This window comes from Solidesulfovibrio fructosivorans JJ] (assembly GCF_000179555.1).
Lineage (GTDB): Bacteria > Desulfobacterota > Desulfovibrionia > Desulfovibrionales > Desulfovibrionaceae > Solidesulfovibrio > Solidesulfovibrio fructosivorans.
This window is the reverse complement of sequence record NZ_AECZ01000056.1, coordinates 1-16107: the sequence shown is the minus strand read 5'-3', so window position 1 is coordinate 16107 and position 16107 is coordinate 1. Positions and strand designations below refer to the sequence as shown.

Below are 16107 nucleotides of genomic sequence, written 5' to 3'. Positions count from 1 at the left end.
TTTTTAAAGGGTTTCCCCTCTCGCACTTTCTTCGCCTTCTTCAATCTTACAACCAACGCACTGCCACAGGATTGCGCGGGGGGACGGCGGCGTAGCGGAACTTCGGGTAGCCGAGCATGAGTCCGCCGTGGACGGTATGGCCTTCGGGGACGCCCAGGGCCTGGCGCACGGCGGGATCGCCCTTGGCGGCGTAGGTTAAAAGCCCGGCCCAGCAGGTTCCCAGCCCCCGGGAGACAGCGGCCAGCTCGAAAAACGTCAAGGCGATGCCGCAGTCGGCCGGCCCGAAGGCTATCGAGGCGTCGGTGTGCACCACGACCAGGGCCGGCGCGCCGCGCAAATACACATCCAGTCCCTTTTCCCACAATCCGGCGTAGCGCGTAAAGACAGCCCGGCTGTTGTTGCCGGCGAACCATGCCGCCGTCAGCGCGGCCAGTTCATGGACTTTTTTGGGGTCAACGGTCGCGGTCCAGCGAATTTCCTGAACGTTGGAGGCCGTCGGCGCATAGCGAGCCACATCGAGAAGCTCCTCCATCACCTGGCGGGCAACCGGCTTGTCGGCATAGGCCCGGATGGAGCGCCGGCCCCGCAGCAGGCGGTCCATGGCCTCGGGCACGGGCCAATCCCGGGAGGCCGGTTGCAGCGGCGCGTCCGGGTCGACGGCCTCAACCCGGGAATTGACCAGGGCGCCGTGGGGGCACACCGCCACACAGTGCCCGCAGGCATTGCAGAGCGCCGCGTCGGCCACGGCCGGGCCACCATCGGCGGCCAGTTCAAGCGCCCGGCTCGGGCACACGGCCACGCACATGCCGTCCTTCTTGCACTTGTCCGCATCCACCGTGATCAGATCCATACCATTCCTCCTTATGGCGCGACTCGGCCGCGTCCGCGCGGACGCGAAGCCAGACACGGCCCGAACCTACTCGGCCTGTCGACTTTGACAAGAAGGCACATTGGCGTGGCGTGATACCCCGGAGGGAACCGAGGGGGAGGGAAGCGCGGCTTGGGGAGGGGCGGCCGGACCCGGGCAGGGAGACGGGGCCGGCCGACGGTCCCTGTGGAATGTGGCGATCCGCGTTTGCGCTTACGGATCGTTAAAAAACCAGGGCGTCTGCGTTACCGGGCGAAAGACTACAGCCAGATGATCCGCACGCCGGGCGTGGTTTCCTGCTGCCGCGGAGCAAAGCCGGGATAGCCGATGAAAAGCGCCGCATGCACGGTATGTCCGCTCGGGACGGACAAGGCGGCGGCCAGTTCGGGCGAACCGGCGGCGGCCCGGACGATCTCGCCGGCAAAGCAACTGCCAAGGCCCATGGCGGCTCCGGCCCATTCCAGGCGAGCCATGGCCAGGGCGCAATCCTCGGCGGCCTTGGCCGAGCCGCTTTCCCCGTAGGCCACGACCAGATGGGGCGCGCCGCCGAAGACGATCCGGCCGGCATCGGCATCCGGGGCCACGCCGTCGGCCAGGAGGCCTTCCCGGCGCAGCCAGCGCGCGGCAAGCCCGGTCACGCGGGCCATGGTCCGGGACGCTTCCACTACGATGAACCGGGCGGGGTCCGTGCGGCCGTCGGTCAGGCCCTTGGCCACCGAGCCGATGAGGTCCCGAAGCTCACGCATGGACAGCCGCCGGTCGGCGAAGACCCGCACCGAACGCCGGCGCCTCACGATTTTGGCCTGGGATTCGCTTTCGGCCCGGGAAATGCCGGCCCGGCAGCCGCAGGCCGTGCCGAACCGCGCCAGCACGTTGGACGGCCTAAAAACAGGCACGGCCGGCGCTGTGGCGTCCGCCTTGGAGATCGTTGTCTCGACCGGGGCGGACGCAACAGACGCTGAGGCGCTTTCCTCTGCCGTGATCGGGACGGCTTTGGCCGATTTGGTTTTCGCCGTTTGCGGGCATCGAAACGGGACGCCCCGAATGTACATGATATCCGATGCCGTAGCCTTTGCCTCATGATGCACTGTCGTCATACTGCGCTCCTTGGGTTTATGGGCATGACATCCGGCGTACGCGGAAAATCACGCCCACACAACGTGGCGCTTTTCTTTAAAAGCGTGACCCAATACAGCATGACCCACTTTCACAACAGGTTTTTCTTGATGTGCCACGCCAGCCGTCGTAATAGAAATTAAATTTTCCGGAGGTTCTCATGCGGGCACTTGTCGTGGATGACGATCTGGCCAGCCGCCATGTCCTGGCGTCCCATCTCGCCGGCGTGGCCGAGTGCGTCATGTGCGCCTCGGGACCGGAGGCCGTGACGGCCGTGGGCAACGCCATCGCCGCTGGCAAGCCCTTCGACGTGGTCTTCCTCGACATCATCATGCCCCATATGGACGGGCACGAGACGCTCTCCCGCATCCGACGGGCCGAGGAAGCCGGCGGCCTCCCGCCGGAAAAACAGGTGAAGGCCGTCATGGTCACCTCCATGGACGACGAAACCAACACCATGACCGCGCTTTTCGACGGGCAGGTGGCGGCCTACCTGGTCAAGCCGCCAAATCGGTCGGAACTGCTGGACAAACTGGCCGCCCTGGGCCTGCTCGGCTGATTGGGGAGAGAGAGTACGCGCCGGGGGAGGAGGCTTTTTGAAAAAAGCCCCCTCCCCCGGCCCCCCTCCCGCAAAAACTTTTCCAAGGGTCTTAGGCGAGACTTTTCATTCCGGTGGAAGCCCGGACAGCCTGGGCTACGCGTATCCCCCGACTTTTCGCCTCTACCGCACAGATTCCCTTTGAAAGTTTTTGAAGGGGGTCCAGGGGGAAACTTTTTTCAAAAAATTTCCCCCTGGCCGCCGGAGGCTTCCGCCCTCTCTCCTTCCTTCACATCTACTTCTTTGGATTCTCGATGGCCCCGCCGGACGCGCCGGCCCGGGCGTCGAGCAGGCAGCACAGCTTGCGGAACTTCGCGACCAGCAGTTTGTGGCGGGCCAGGCGGATGGCGAAGGCCTTGCCGCCGGCGGCGACGCGCGCGGCGAAAAGCTCTTTGGCGAATTGGTGGAGCGCGGCGTCCAGGACGTTTCGGGAGGCGACCAGTTCGCGCTCCTCGTCCGTCGCCCGGGCGGCTTCGGGCCGGCGCAGGCTGTTCTGTCGTTCATAAAGCAGGTCGGCGAGCCCCATGACGTCGGCGAGAAGCAGCAGGCTGGCGTCGAAATCCTCGGTCAGGCCGAAGGCGACGAAGCGGTCGCGCAGGTTGGACTTCGCCCGCGAGAGCGCCTCCTCGGGGCGGCTGTCCGGGTCCAACCCGGAGAGCACCCGGGTCATGAAGTTTCCGCCCTTGTAGCGCAACAGCTTGCGATCGCTCGTGACGTATTCGGCCAGGGAGATGTTTTCCCTGTTGAGCAGATCATAGAGGTGCTGCTCCGGCCAAGTGCGCAGGAAATGGTACTCGGAAATCACCCGCGAAACGGGTTCGCGCAGAAAGGTCACGGCCCGAACCGGCGCGTCGTAGAAGGTGAAAGCGTCGTAGTCGGTCAAGAGCACATGGCCCTGGATCAGCCGGATGCCGTCGAGGCGCGATCGGTCGATGACCGCGTTTTGCTCGAAATCCTCCCGCGAATAAAGCGAGAGCACGGCCCCAGGCGGGAAATTGCGCTCCAGCAGGCAATTGAGCGTGGTCCCGGCGGTGCGGGGAATGTGGAGGAAAAGAAACGGCGGCTGATCGACCATACGCCCGCGCCCCGCTACGACGCGTGTCGCGTCCTCGAAGAGCATAGATACGTTTTACGACGACACATTTAACTGACTATATTTTCTAAAAAATACTGACGTATTTTTTCAGGGCCGCAACATTAGGCTGGGTCGAAGGCCGCCAGGGCCTCCCGCAACGCCTCGAGCTGCCCGGAGAGTTCAGCCAAGCGCCCGCGCCGGTCGTCGATGTCGGCGAAAAAGGGCGCGAACCGCTCGTCGAGTTCCCGGAAGATACGGTCCACCCGGGCGGCTAGGCGCTCGTCGAGTTCCAGGCGCAGTTTCTCGCCCCCGGCGGCCAGACGGCGGCGCATTTCCCGCAACACCCGGGGGCGCTGCCAGAAAAGGGCGCTGCCGGCCAACAGCGCCCCACCGGCCGCGATGACGCCGCCGGTGACGTCCACCACCGCGCTTTTGACGGCCACGGCGAAAATCGTTCCCAAAAGCACCAGCGTTCCCCCGAGCGCCGCCTTGGGGTCCATGCCGGTCACGCTTTTGGGGTCCAGGCCGGCCATGGGCCCGCCGTCGGCCAAAAGCGCCTCAACCCGCTCGGCCACCTCGTCCAGCACCCGGTCGCGCTGGGCGGTCAGGGCATCGGCGGGCTGGTCGCCGCCGGAAGCGCGGCGCCGGGACAACTCGTCGAGCAGGGCGCGGGCCGTGTTGCTCACGCTCTCGAAGATATGCTGCGCCCCCTGCCGGGCGATGGCGTCCACCTCATGCTCCAGGTCCTTGGCAAAGGCGTCGCCGAGCTCGGCCAGGCGCGCCGCCGGGGAGGCGCTCTTGCCGCCGCGCCGCCACAGGCCGGTCACGGCCCGGCCGATCATGCCGCCAAAGGTCAGCTCCTCGGCAAAAGCCGTTTCGAACCGGGCGGCAAGGCGCGCGTAGGCGCCCTCCACCCGCACCCGCAGCACCTCGGCCTCACGGTCGGCGGCTTGGCGGGCGGTTTGCAGGCGTTTGCGCATGCGGTCGGCCTCGGCCGTATCGGCGGCAAGTTCCGCCGCGACGCCCTCCAGGGAGCGGCCGAGCTCCGTCGCCAACCGTTCGGCCGAACGCCGCGTGGCCTCGAGCTTGGCGGCGAAGTGCCCGCCCGAGGCGGTAAGCTCCCGGACAAGCCGGCGCAGGGCCGCGATGCCCCCGGCCTCGGGATCGGTCTCGCTCGTGACGGCCGAGACCAGAAAGATGGTCGGGTCGGCCACTCCCCTGTCCCGGGCCAGATCGCGCAGCCGGGCCGTGTTGACCTCGATCTGCTCGGGGCTGGCCAGGTCGGCCTGGGTCAGGGCGAAGGCCACGTTTCGCCGCCAGGTGTCGGCGGCCAGGTCGTAGAATTCCCAGGCCGAGCGGGAATAGGGGTTGAGCGCCGAAAAGACGAACAGGACCAGATCGGCCCGGGGAATGAACTCCTCGGTGATTTCCTGGTGGCGGTCGATGATGCTGTCCACCCCGGGCGTGTCCACGATGGCCAGGCCGTCGAGAATGGGGTTGTCCAGGCTGACGCGGGTGAGAAGCGGCCCATCGGCGGCTTCGGACGGATGTTCCCCCCGGGTGATGATACGGATGCGGTCCGTGCAGGGGTCCGGGGCCACCTGCGTGACCGAGGCCCCGAGCAGGGCGTTTATCAGGCTGCTCTTGCCGGTCTTGACCTCTCCAACCACCACGAACAGAAACGGCTCGGTCACATGGGCGGCCAGTTCCCGGGCGGTTTCGGCCAAGTCGTCCCGGCCGCACCGGGCCACCAGCGCGATCAGACGCCCGAGCAGCCCGGCCAGCTCGGTCCGGCGGGCCAGAAACCGCGATTCCAGAAGCGATGCTTGCAACGATCCGTCCTTATGGGCAACCCGGGTTCAGCGGGGCAAGAACCAGTCGAGGCCGAGCTTTTTATTTTTGGCCGCTTCGGCCCTGGCCGCCTCGAACGCGTCGGATTTCTTGTACTTGGCGTCATAGCAGACTTCCTCGTCGTGCACCATGCCGGTGGCGGCGAGGCGGATGGAATTGCCCTCGGTAAACGCCCCGTCCTCCCCTTCGTAGTGCATGAGGATAAGGCTGACCGGCTCCCCGCCCGCCGCCCGCAGGCTCCATTTCCAGGTCCGCAGGGTGCGAAACGCGTTGCCGCGCCATTCCTGGGGAGCGCCGTAGCGCTTCGTGAGCGCCTCCAGGATACGCTCGAAAAACTCCAGCGATTCGTCGGCGTAGTTCATCTTGAGGCGCACGATGCGCCCCGGTTTGGCGCAAAGCCCGTAATCCACATAGCCGCTGCGATAGCCGGGCACCGGAGCCACCGCCGCAAGCCCCAGGTAGGGTTTGTGAAAGGACCGGTCGGTTTCGGGATGCGCAACCGTCTTGCCCGCCTCGGCCAGGGTTTCGCCCAGCCGGATGCCGGCCAGTTCCATGGGCGCATCCGCGCCGTAGCCCGGCCGGGCCAGAAAACCGGCCGCAAGCACAAGCCCGAAGACCACAAGCAGATGGCGCAAACACAACGCTCTTCCGTGCATGACGACTCCTCTCCCGGCCCCGCGCGCCGCTCTTACGCGAAATGAGCCAGGGCCTCCTCCTGGGTGGGATAAATCGGAAAAATTTCGGTATAGCCGGAAATCTCGAAAACTTCCTTCATATAATCCTTGATGGTGGCCAACACCAGCTGCCCGTTGATCTTCTTGAGCTGCTGCAAAGCCAGAAGCAAAACGCGCAGGCCCGTGGAATTGATGTAGTCCACGTCCTTGAAGTCCATGAGCACCTTGGTCTTGCCCTGGCCGAGAATTTCCATGATCTTGTCCTCGAGCACCTTGGACGTGTTGCTGTCGAGCCTGCCGCCAAGCTCAAGCACCGTCACCCCTCCGTTCTCCCGTTCCACGAGCTGCATAACGCCCCCTTTTCCGTCAATTGACGTCTTTTTCGAGAATCAACCGGTTCTTGCCGCCCACCCGCTCATAAGCGACCCTGTCCATGATCGTGCGCACCAAATGAATGCCGAGCCCCCCGATGGGCCTCCTGTCCGCCGCGGCGGTTGTGTCCGGGGCCGCCGCCGTCAAGGGATCGAAGGGTCGGGCGTCGTCTTCCAGCACGAAACGCAGGCGCGCGCCGTCCAGCCCCATGCCAACGGTTATGAAGTGTTCCCCGTCGTCGGCGTATCCGTAACTGATGATGTTGGTAAGCAGCTCGTCGAGGACGAGACGGAGCTGATAGCGCAGCTTGGCCGAAAGGGCATGGGCCTCGCCAAAGGCCTCGACCGCATCCCCAATGCGATCGAGTTCCAACAGGCGGTTATGGAGTCGCAAGGAAAAGCCCGAGTGCATCCTGTCCCCGCACGTCGTTAGCCGCGCCGCCGGGCGGATATCCGGGACGCAACCGGCTTCGCCGCCGCTGTGCCGGCCGCCAAGGACGACGGCCGAACGGCGGCGCATGGCCGATTGCAGCAAACTTCCTGTTTTTTCATGGGCTGTCAAGGAGAGGCCAGCGCGCGGCCGGCCCTCCCCCGCGGTTGCCAAGAGGTCCCGGCGGACGTAGAAGCCCCTCCAAACAAGGAGCCTCCCCCTATGAAAGACTTGAACGACGCCCTGGCCGAAAACGAGGCCGACGCCACCGAGGCGTTCCTCAAATCCCTGCCCGAACTGGCGCCCGGGGAGACCTTCCGGTTCGCCTGCCATCCGAACGTGCCCTGCTTCAACGCCTGCTGTTCGGACCTGCGGCTCATGCTCACGCCCTACGACGCCCTGCGCCTGCGCCGGGCGCTCAATGTTTCGGCCGCGGACTTCATCACGCACTTCGCCGCGCGCTTCACCGCGCCGGACACCGGCTTTCCCATGCTCCAGCTCAAGATGCGCGACGAACCGCAAAAACGCTGCCCCTTTGTCACGCCCGAGGGCTGCAAGGTCTACCCCGACCGCCCCGGGGCCTGCCGCACCTATCCCCTGGGCCGTGCGACCAAGCTTGACGAGCAGGGCCACGTGTTGGAGCAGTTTTTCGTGGTGCGCGAGCCGCACTGCCGGGGCTTCGAGGAGGCCTCCACCTGGGACGCGCCGGCCTGGCTGGCCGATCAGGACCTGGCCCGCTACAACGACTTCAACGACCGCTACATGCGGCTTATGGCCCTGGCCCGGGGCAAGGGCGCGGCCTTGACCGACAAGCAAGGGCAGATGGTCTGGCTGGCCCAGTACGAACCCGACGCCTTCCAGGAGTTCATCGCCAGGCTGGACCTTTTCCGGCTGGTGGAGATCGACGAGGAGCGCAAGGCGCGAGTCCTGGCCGACGAGGAAGCCTCGCTCATCTTCGGCCTGGACTGGCTGGAGCTGGCCTTTTTCGGCCTGGAGACGGGACTGCGCCGCAAGCGCCAGCCCATGCCGTAACCGAGGCCGGCAAGACGGCGCATGGCCACGGGAGAAGATTATTTTTTGCATGTCCCCGGGGCTATGGGTATTTTTTCCGTCCTGCGGCGGAAACACCCGCAACCGAGTTCGACAGCCTGCTCGACGGCACCACCGCCAGCGATGCCCGGCAGGGATTCTTCAGCCATCCCGTAGAGGACATGACCGCCGCCATCGAGAAACTGACCCGGGAAGCCGTTGCCCGGGGGCAGGATGCCGACGGTCTGCATTTCATCCTTGGCAGGACGCCTGTTTCGACGGCCCGGCGGGCCCGATGCTCGGCTACGCCATGCGCGCCGCCGTGGAACTCCCCCGGCCCATGCTCCAAGCCGTAAAGATCGAGTAGGTCGCCCCGGGGCATCCCCATCGGGGCCTCATCAGGGCAGTCCCCAGGCGGCGCGGCGCTCCCGGTAGACCGGCTGGGGCAGCACGGCCAAAACCGGTTTGGCGGCCGGGTCGAGCCAGGCGGTAAGCGCAGCGGCGGCGGCCTCGGGACAGCCGATGCTGCCGCCGGTCGGCGGACCGCCGGCCGGGCGCACATTGACGAAGACGCAACTGCCGGCACCGGCCACCGGAGCTTCCCGGTTGTGGCCGATGACCACCCCCCAGATATTGGCCTTGTCGGCGCGCACCATGCGCTCCTGCCGGGCAAAGCCGCCCTCCGGGCGCTCCTCGGGCCCGACCACGCGCCCGAACTGGGGCACGGCGGGATCGGCCACGCAGGCCACCCGGTCCGTCACCATGGTGTAGGGCAGCCGCACCCCGGCCGCCCGGGCCGTCTGGTCGTCGGCATAGCCGAAGGCCTCGGGGAGGGAAAAGAAGCCGGCCGGCGTCCTGCCGTCGCCCTGCTTTTTCTCCGGCCCGGCCGGCATGGGAACAAGCCCCCGGCCATACCCCAGTCCGCCACGCCCGAGCAAACAGGAAACGCCCTGCCCCACCTCGTGCCACGGGGCTTGCGGCCCTTGCCGGACAAACCGGCGCAGCACGGCCGTGGTCGCGTTCATGCGCGGCGAAACGACCAGCACGAGTTGCCGGCAGTCAGAAAGCGGAAAACCGCCCGAGGCGCTCCCCGCCCCCACGGCGACTTCGTTTCCGGTCGCCTTGACGGTCCTGTCGGCGACGGACGCCGCTCCCGGACCGGCGGGCGCGACCTGGGCCGCGGACGCCGCAACCGGCGCGCGCCCCACAGCCGGCACGCCGCCGACGCGCCGGGCCCCTGCCCGGGCCTCGGCGTCCAGATCGGCGGTCATCTTCTGGCGATAGTCCGGGGCCAGGACGGACGCGCCCCCGTTGCCGCCGCGCGCGTGCACGTCCTCTGGACGCACCACCGGGGTCTTGCCCCGTACGGAAGCGGCGTCCTCGGACGGCGCGTCGTCGGAGCAGGCGGCAACCAGCACGGGCAAAACCAGCAGGGCCAGGACGAGCGCCGCCAGGCGCAAAGCGCCAAAGCGGCCGGCAGGATGGTGCAAGACGACGTTGCCCATCACGCCTCGCTTGGCGCGTCAGGCGGCGTGGACGCGACTTCGGCTGCGGCGCTTTCTTCCGTCTTGGCCGCGCGCTTGCCGCGTTTTCCCCCGCGCGCCAGGGCGGCGAGCTTCTCGGCGGCTTTGACGGTCTCGCCGGACTTGCCCAGAAAATGCATCTCCCCGCGGGGGGAAATCCAGTGCCAGCCCGCCGGCTTGACCAAGTCGGTCGCGCCGTGTTTTTCCAAAAATTCCATAGCTTTTACGCTGTCGAGCTCATCGGCCAGCGACTCCAGCAAGTCCTCGGCATCAAAGGCGGCGGCAGCGCTGCGGAAAATTTCGAACGCGCCGTGGGCCACGTCGAACAACGAGAAATCCCCCCGCTTGCGACGTCCGGCCAAAATCGCTTCCAACGTCGCCATATCGGCGCGCAGGGCCCGCAGTTCCTTGATCGCCGCGTCACGGGCGGCATCGCGCCTCGCTTCCAGACTTTTCCCGACAGCCGCCGTGGCCGTGCGTTTCGGTGGCATGGCATCCTCGCTTATTTGCTTCATTTTAGGCAAGAATCCGTAAAATGTGGAGTCTAAAGTTCCTCTCCGGGCGCAATAACGCTCCGGTGCGGGGGCACGGACCGGCAACTTTCGCCGTGCGTCCCGTTACGTCCCCGGCCGGCTGTCGATGCGAACGGCGGCGCAGTAATAGGCGGCATGCCGCCTCCCGCGCCGCGTGCAACGGCGCGGACGATCATTTGAAAATGAGGTATTGTCATTCCTGAAAATTATTCATAGGGTTTGTAACATTCTGTCTTCTATTAGCGAGAAAGCATACAGTTGGCGACTATGACGGCCCGAACGGGCAAGGAGGCAATCTACCATGGCGACTGACGCCCAGTCCGGCAGCCAGCGCTTTCTTACCATGACGCTCGGCAATGAAATTTTCGCCATCGATATTTTTTCCGTCCGTGAAATTCTCGATTACACGGACATCACCCGCATCCCCCAGACGCCGGAGTTCATGCGCGGCGTGGTCAACGTACGGGGCAGCGCCGTGCCCGTGGTCGACCTCAAGATGAAATTCGGCCTCGGCGAGGTGGAACGGACGCTCAACACCCGCATCGTGATCGTGGAGATACGGCGCGAGGACACGGTTTCGGTCATGGGCGCCCTGGCCGATTCGGTCAAGGAGGTCCTGGAGCTCGAGACGGACCGCATCGACCCGCCGCCGCGCATGGGCGCCGCCGTGCGCGCCGACTTCATCCGGGGCATCGGCAAGCATGGGGACCGCTTCATCCTGATCCTCGACGTGGACAAGGTCTTTGCCACCGAGGAAATCCTCGATCTGTCCCATATGCTGGGCGAGACCGCGCCACCGGCGGGGGGAAACGACGAAATTTCCACAAATCCCTAATGATGACGGCCTGGTTGCTCGAAAAAACTAGCTGAGGACGTACTCAGGCTGATCATGGCGTTGCCTTGCGGCGGGACAGTTCAAACTCGTAACTCCGGAGCCACCATGTTTAAAAATCGTAGCCTTGCCTTCAAGCTCGGACTCGGCTTTGGCCTGCTCATCGTCTTTACCGTCCTTGTCGCGGGTGTGGGCTACGTCAGCCTCGACCAGTTGATGGCGCGCTCCTCCAAGATGGAAATCGTCAATGAGATAAGCGACGCCATCACCGCCGCCCGCATGGATGTTTTATATTTCATGAACAGCAAGGACCGCGCCCGCCTGGAGAGCTTCCGCAAGCATCTCGCCAACGCCCGGGCGCAGGCCCAGGCCCTCAAACACCAGCTCAACGCTCCCCGCAACCGCGACCGCATGGATGCCATCGTCAAGGACGCGGTCACCTACGAAGCCGGGCTCGAACGCTATCTGGAAAGCGAAAAGACCCGCGGCGAGACCTTAAAGACCGTGGTCGACGCGGCCCTTGCCCTGCAAAAGGCCGGGGATACGCTGGCGCAGCACCTGTCCGAGGCCGTGACGCGGGCCACGGCGTCCGGAACCGAGGCCGTGGTCAAGGCGGCCGACATGCAGCACCGCGTGGACAATCTCATCCGGCAATTTTTAAGTTCGCGCATCGAGGTCCTCTACTACCTCTGGAAGGGCGACAAGACGCGCATGGACAACGCCCGGGGCATCCTGGAAAAGCTCATCGCGGCCGGCAAGGAAGCCGGGCCTCTTCTGACGACCAGCCAAGACCGCGCCATGATGGTCGACATCGTCAGCCGGGCGGAAACCTACAAGTCCCGCATGGAGGACTTCCTTACGGCGGCCGAAGCCCAGACCGGCGTCATCAAGGAAATGGCCGCCGCCGCCGATCAGGCCGCAAAAGTGGCCCAGGAAGCCGTCAGCTCCCAACAGGAAAGCATGAACGCCGAATCGCGCACGGCCAACACCGTCAACATCGCCGCCGCGATCACGGCCCTCGTCCTCGGCATTCTTTTCGCCGTGCTCATCACCAAGGGCATCCTGCGCGGCGTCAAAAAGGCCATCACCGCCGCCGAATCCGTCTCCCACGGCGACCTGGACGTGGACGTTTCCGTGGAGGGCCGCGACGAGATCGGCACGCTGCTTATGGCCATGGAGCGCATGATCGAGGCCGAGCGGACCACGGCCGACGTGGCCAGCCGGCTGGCCCGGGGCGACCTGACCGTTTCCGTCACGGCCCGTTCGGACAAGGACGTGATGCTCTCAAGCATGTCCGAGATGATCGACCGGCTGCGCGACGTGGTGGGCGAGGTCCAGTCCGGAGCGGAAAACGTGGCTTCGGGCAGCGAGGAGATGAGCGCCTCGGCCGAATCCCTGTCCCAGGGCGCGACGGAGCAGGCCTCGGCCGTGGAGGAATCGTCCTCGGCCATGGAGCAGATGGCTTCGAGCATCGGCCAAAACGCCGACAACGCCAGCCAGACCGAGGCCATCGCCGTCAAGGCGGCCAGCGATGCGCGGGAATCCGGCCAGGCCGTGACCCAGGCCGTGGCCGCCATGAAGGAAATCGCCGGCAAGATATCCATCATCGAGGAAATCGCCCGGCAGACCGACCTGCTCGCCTTAAACGCCGCCGTGGAGGCGGCCCGGGCCGGCGAACACGGCCGGGGCTTCGCCGTGGTGGCCGCCGAGGTCCGAAAGCTGGCCGAGCGCAGCCAGGCGGCGGCCTCGGAGATCACCCAGCTCTCCAGCTCCACCACCAGCGTGGCCGAACGGGCCGGGGACCTGCTGGCCAAGCTCGTGCCGGACATCCAGCGCACGGCCGACCTGGTCCAGGAGATCAACGCGGCCAGCCAGGAACAGTCCACCGGATCGGGGCAAGTCAACAAGGCGCTCCAGCAGCTCGACCAGGTCATTCAGCAAAACGCTTCCGCCGCCGAGGAGCTGGCCTCCACGTCCGAGGAACTCTCGGCCCAGGCCGAACAGCTGCAGGCGAGCGTGGCCTTCTTCCAGCTCGAAGCCGGCGCGCGGATGGCCAGGCCCGTCGTCAAGGCCGTGGCCAAGGGCAAGCCGGCCCTCCGGCCGGCCCTGGCCAAGGCCCCGGCGGCCAAACCACGGGCGGAGTCGGCGGGAACGACCCCCTCGGCCGTTTCCCTGGACATGGATAGCGACGATGACCAGTTCGAACGTTTCTAACCCCGGCCCAGGCACGATTGCCGCCCGCCGCCCCGATGCGACGACGGAGTAAAAAACATGAGTGAGATTGATCCGTCCATCGGCATTTATGTGGAAGAAACCAGGGAGCTGCTCGGCGAACTGGAACGCGGACTGCTCGACCTGGAAAAAGACCCCGGCGACATGGAGCGCGTGGACGCCTGTTTCCGCGCCATGCACACCATCAAGGGCGGCGGGGCCATGTTCGGCTTCGAAGAGATCTCCCGGTTCACCCACGACGTGGAGACGGTGCTCGACCGGGTGCGCTCGGGAGAGTTGCCGGTCACCAGCGAACTGCTGACGCTCACGCTCGCGGCCAAGGACCATATCCTGGCCCTGCTGGAAGCCCCGATTCCGCCGGGGCCGGAGCTGCTCGCCGCCTCGGACGCCCTGCTCGAATCCTTCGCCGCCTTCCTGCCGCACAAGGGCGCGGCCGCGGCGAAAGCGCCGGTCGAGGCTACGACCGGGGCCCAGGCATCCGACCTCGCCTGCGACACCGAGGAAGACGTCTGCTACGCCTGCGAACCCCAACCGGGACCGCCCGGCATCTACTGGGTGCGCTTCCGCCCGAGTCCGCTCATCCTGCATTCCGGCAACGATCCGGCGCGCCTGCTGGCCGATCTCGACAGCGTGGGCATCGTGCGCACCCTGCGCCACGGTCCCATGCCGGACCTCGACGCCTCGGACTTCAACCCCGAGGAAGTGTACGGCGTGTTCGACATGCTCATCCGCACGCCCTGCACCCCGAACACCCTGCGCGACGTATTCATTTTCGTGGAGGACGACTCCGACATCACCATCGAATACATCCACCAGGGCAACCTGCGCGGCGATGATCTGCGTGACCTGCTGCACGCCCTGCTCGGCCTCGACGCCGCGCCGACGGACGCGGTGCTCGACGCCCTTAGCCGGGCCCTGGCCAACAAGCTGTCCAGCATCAGCGCGGCCAAGGCCAAAGCCGAAGCGGGAAGAGCCCAGGCCGTCCGCGCGGAGAACGGCAAGAAACGCCACGGCGCCACAACGGGAAGCACCACGCTTCGCGTGGACGCGGCCCGGTTGGACAGCGTGGTCAGCATGGCCGGCGAACTCGTCATTCTCCAGTCGCGGCTGCGCCAGGCCGTCCAGGCCCGGGACATCGACGCCGCCGCCGCCGTGGACGAGGACCTCGAACGCCTGACCGACGCCATGCGCGACGTGGCGCTGGGGCTTCGCATGCTGCCTATCGGCACGGTGTTCAGCCAGTTTACCCGGCTGTTGCGCGACCTGTCGGCCTCGCTCGGCAAAAGCGTGGAATTCGAGGCTCTGGGCGGCGACACCGAACTCGACAAAACCGTCATCGACCGCATCAAGGACCCGCTGATCCACCTGTTGCGCAACAGCCTCGACCACGGCGTGGAATCCCCGTCCGAAAGGCAGGCCGCCGGCAAGCCGGAAAAAGGCCGCATCACGCTCTCGGCAAGCCATTCCGGCGGCAACGTGGTCATCGCCATAAGCGACGACGGCAAGGGCATCGACCCGGTGGGCATCCGCAACAAGGCCGTGGAAAAAGGGCTGATCGCCCCGGACAGCGACCTGCCCGAAAAGGCCGTTTTCGAACTCATCTTCGCCCCGGGCTTTTCCACCGCCCAAAAGATCTCCGACATCTCGGGACGCGGCGTGGGCATGGATGTGGTCAAGCGCAACATCGAAGCCCTGCGCGGCTCGGTGGAGGTGGACAGCGTCCTTGGCCAGGGCACCACGGTGACCATCAAGCTGCCGCTGACGCTGGCCATCATCGACGGCTTCTCCGTGGTGGTGGGCAGGGATTCCTTCATCGTGCCGCTGGTCACCCTGCGCGGCTTCCAGGAACGCTTTCCCGCCGGCGACGTGCGCACCGTGGAAAACATGGAGCGCATGGGCGAGTTGATTCCGGTGGTCAGCCTGCGCAAGCTGTTCTCCGTGCCCGGGAGCCAGCCCGGCTACGAACGGGTGGTCATCACCGAGGTGGAAGGCGATATGGTCGGTTTTTGCGTGGACAAGGTGGTGGGCCGGCAACAGGCCGTCATCAAGAGCCTCGACGACTGTTACCGCCACCTCAAATGGATCTCCGGCACAACCATAAACGGCGACGGCAGCATCTCGCTGATTCTCGACGTGCCCCAGCTCGTACGTTTCGTGCGCGAACAGGAAGACTCCCGCTTGCACGCGGTCAAAGCCTCCCGTACACTGGCCCAATAGAAAGGGCCGGCAAGGAGCGGTCGTTATGGAACTGACCCGTACCGAAGACGGCAATCGTCTGGTGCTCGCCGTCACCGGCAAATGCACCGTGGAAAATGCCGCCGCCCTTCGCCAGGGCCTGCTTGAGGCCGTTGGCGAAGGACGCCCCCTGGTCCTGGACATATCGGGCGTAGAGGAAGCCGACATCAGCTTCTTGCAGTTGCTGCTGGCGACGGCCCTGACCCTCGACCGCGACGGTCGCAAGTTCGACCGGCGCGGGCCGGTGGCCGAAGCCGCCCTCCACGCGGCCAGGGTCGCCGGCTTCAACAATACCCCCTTGCTTCAACCCTTTTTCGCCGACGGGGAACGCAATGGCTAAACGGATCATGACCGTGGACGATTCAGCGAGCGTGCGCCAGATGGTGGCCTTCACGCTCAAGAAGGAAGGATACGACGTCATTGAGGCATGCGACGGCAAGGACGCCTTGTCCAAGCTTTCCGGGACAGTGGACATGGTCATCACCGACCTCAACATGCCGAACCTTGACGGCATCGGCCTGATCAAGGGCATCCGCGGACAAGCCGCCTACAAATTCATTCCCATCGTCATGCTGACCACCGAATCCCAGGCCGGCAAAAAGGCCGAAGGCAAGTCGGCCGGGGCCACGGGCTGGATCGTCAAACCCTTCACCCCGGACCAGCTCATCGCCGTCGTCAAGAAAGTTCTGCGATAACAAGCGAAGATGAGAAGAAGATGCGAGAGGGGAACCCTTTAAAAA

17 protein-coding genes are annotated in these 16107 nt (G+C 65.7%); 7 read left to right on the top strand and 10 right to left on the bottom strand.

The genetic code is table 11. From position 1 onward, the window contains the following. Positions 1-46: 46 nt before the first annotated feature. Positions 47-850: a nitroreductase family protein gene (locus DESFRDRAFT_RS20030; protein WP_005997060.1), complete on the bottom strand. Its 804-nt coding sequence runs from the start codon at positions 848-850 to the stop codon at positions 47-49. 278 nt (positions 851-1128) lie between these two features. Continuing rightward, entirely contained in the window at positions 1129-1764 is a 636-nt protein-coding gene (locus DESFRDRAFT_RS20925) for a nitroreductase family protein (protein WP_158306987.1), read from the bottom strand. 380 nt (positions 1765-2144) lie between these two features. Between DESFRDRAFT_RS20925 and DESFRDRAFT_RS20020 the strand changes: the two genes are divergently transcribed. Further along, positions 2145-2543 (top strand): response regulator, encoded by a 399-nt coding sequence (locus tag DESFRDRAFT_RS20020; protein WP_005997057.1) that lies wholly within the window; start codon positions 2145-2147, stop codon positions 2541-2543. Between the two features lie 274 nt (positions 2544-2817). Here DESFRDRAFT_RS20020 and DESFRDRAFT_RS20015 read toward each other — a convergent pair whose 3' ends face one another. The 5 genes from DESFRDRAFT_RS20015 to DESFRDRAFT_RS19995 form a co-directional block, all read right to left on the bottom strand. Continuing rightward, the gene (locus DESFRDRAFT_RS20015) at positions 2818-3657 is read right to left on the bottom strand and encodes a sulfotransferase family 2 domain-containing protein (RefSeq protein ID WP_043795388.1); all 840 of its coding nucleotides are present in this window, start codon (positions 3655-3657) and stop codon (positions 2818-2820) included. Between the two features lie 122 nt (positions 3658-3779). After that, on the bottom strand, positions 3780-5489 hold the full coding sequence (locus DESFRDRAFT_RS20010; RefSeq protein WP_005997053.1) for a dynamin family protein: 1710 nt from the start codon (positions 5487-5489) through the stop codon (positions 3780-3782). A gap of 27 nt (positions 5490-5516) precedes the next feature. Continuing rightward, positions 5517-6164 carry a hypothetical protein gene (locus DESFRDRAFT_RS20005; protein ID WP_005997052.1) on the bottom strand — a complete coding sequence of 216 codons (648 nt, stop codon included), beginning with the start codon at positions 6162-6164 and terminating at the stop codon, positions 5517-5519. A gap of 32 nt (positions 6165-6196) precedes the next feature. Further along, positions 6197-6532, bottom strand: coding sequence for an STAS domain-containing protein (locus tag DESFRDRAFT_RS20000; protein WP_005997051.1), 336 nt, complete (start codon positions 6530-6532; stop codon positions 6197-6199). A 16-nt stretch (positions 6533-6548) separates the two neighbouring features. Then, positions 6549-7073, bottom strand: a complete 525-nt coding sequence (locus DESFRDRAFT_RS19995) for an ATP-binding protein (protein ID WP_233489665.1) — start codon at positions 7071-7073, stop codon at positions 6549-6551. A gap of 132 nt (positions 7074-7205) precedes the next feature. On the opposite strand from DESFRDRAFT_RS19995, the gene DESFRDRAFT_RS19990 reads away from it, so the two are divergent. Next, on the top strand, positions 7206-8015 hold the full coding sequence (locus DESFRDRAFT_RS19990; protein WP_005997049.1) for a YkgJ family cysteine cluster protein: 810 nt from the start codon (positions 7206-7208) through the stop codon (positions 8013-8015). Between the two features lie 38 nt (positions 8016-8053). Here the strand turns inward: DESFRDRAFT_RS19990 and DESFRDRAFT_RS19985 are convergent, their stop codons facing one another. The 3 genes from DESFRDRAFT_RS19985 to DESFRDRAFT_RS19975 form a co-directional block, all read right to left on the bottom strand. Then, positions 8054-8263, bottom strand: a complete 210-nt coding sequence (locus DESFRDRAFT_RS19985; RefSeq protein WP_043795387.1) for a hypothetical protein — start codon at positions 8261-8263, stop codon at positions 8054-8056. A gap of 147 nt (positions 8264-8410) precedes the next feature. Beyond that, positions 8411-9517, bottom strand: a complete 1107-nt coding sequence (locus DESFRDRAFT_RS19980; RefSeq protein WP_005997048.1) for a hypothetical protein — start codon at positions 9515-9517, stop codon at positions 8411-8413. Next, entirely contained in the window at positions 9517-10026 is a 510-nt protein-coding gene (locus DESFRDRAFT_RS19975; RefSeq protein WP_005997047.1) for a hypothetical protein, read from the bottom strand. The genes DESFRDRAFT_RS19980 and DESFRDRAFT_RS19975 overlap by 1 nt, the downstream gene beginning before the upstream one ends. Before the next feature lie 343 nt (positions 10027-10369). On the opposite strand from DESFRDRAFT_RS19975, the gene DESFRDRAFT_RS19970 reads away from it, so the two are divergent. The 5 genes from DESFRDRAFT_RS19970 (at position 10370) to DESFRDRAFT_RS19950 (ending at position 16062) form a co-directional block, all read left to right on the top strand. Next, positions 10370-10903 carry a chemotaxis protein CheW gene (locus DESFRDRAFT_RS19970; protein ID WP_005997046.1) on the top strand — a complete coding sequence of 178 codons (534 nt, stop codon included), beginning with the start codon at positions 10370-10372 and terminating at the stop codon, positions 10901-10903. Between the two features lie 105 nt (positions 10904-11008). Beyond that, complete coding sequence (locus DESFRDRAFT_RS19965; protein WP_005997045.1) at positions 11009-13114, top strand: HAMP domain-containing methyl-accepting chemotaxis protein; 2106 nt, start codon at positions 11009-11011, stop codon at positions 13112-13114. Positions 13115-13171: 57 nt separating this feature from the next. After that, positions 13172-15349, top strand: coding sequence for a chemotaxis protein CheA (locus DESFRDRAFT_RS19960; protein ID WP_005997044.1), 2178 nt, complete (start codon positions 13172-13174; stop codon positions 15347-15349). Positions 15350-15374: 25 nt separating this feature from the next. Next, a complete protein-coding gene (locus DESFRDRAFT_RS19955) occupies positions 15375-15707 on the top strand; it encodes an STAS domain-containing protein (RefSeq protein WP_005997042.1) in 333 nt (110 codons plus the stop codon). Beyond that, positions 15700-16062, top strand: coding sequence for a response regulator (locus tag DESFRDRAFT_RS19950; RefSeq protein ID WP_005997040.1), 363 nt, complete (start codon positions 15700-15702; stop codon positions 16060-16062). Before DESFRDRAFT_RS19955 ends, DESFRDRAFT_RS19950 begins: the two co-directional genes overlap by 8 nt. The last annotated feature ends 45 nt before the right edge of the window (positions 16063-16107 follow it).